The sequence below is a fragment of the Vibrio sp. 10N.222.55.C6 genome, from assembly GCF_041473395.1.
Lineage (GTDB): Bacteria > Pseudomonadota > Gammaproteobacteria > Enterobacterales > Vibrionaceae > Vibrio > Vibrio crassostreae_C.
This window is the reverse complement of the sequence record NZ_JBFRSD010001232.1, coordinates 1-323: the sequence shown is the minus strand read 5'-3', so window position 1 is coordinate 323 and position 323 is coordinate 1. Positions and strand designations below refer to the sequence as shown.

At 39.0% G+C, this 323-nt stretch carries 1 protein-coding gene; it reads left to right on the top strand.

All coding sequences use genetic code 11. The annotated features are described in order from the left end of the window. Window positions 1–78: 78 nt before the first annotated feature. Window positions 79–323 (top strand): hypothetical protein (locus AB4486_RS28325; protein WP_372120157.1); only part of this gene is annotated, 245 nt, incomplete at its 3' end.

Here is a 323-nt window from a genome sequence, read left to right as displayed (position 1 = left end):
AGTTAGAGGTCCACTATATAGTTGATCTAAGAAGCAACTTATCATTTTGATTTTCAATATATATTCAAGAGGTCGCTGGTGCTACAGAACATAAATGATAATATCGAAGAAATCTCTTGCGTTGACTCAGATGAAATATTTGAAGCACTTAGACCAGACAAGCTCTCAGATGCTGGAATGATATTTCGTGGGCATGAAGATGCCACTTGGAAGCTTGTACCTTCTGTATTCAGGTCTTCCAATGAGGGTTTATGTAAGTTCCAGTGCGATGAAGAGATAGTAGCTGCCGATCAGATTGGTTACGAGTTAATGCACATTAGGAG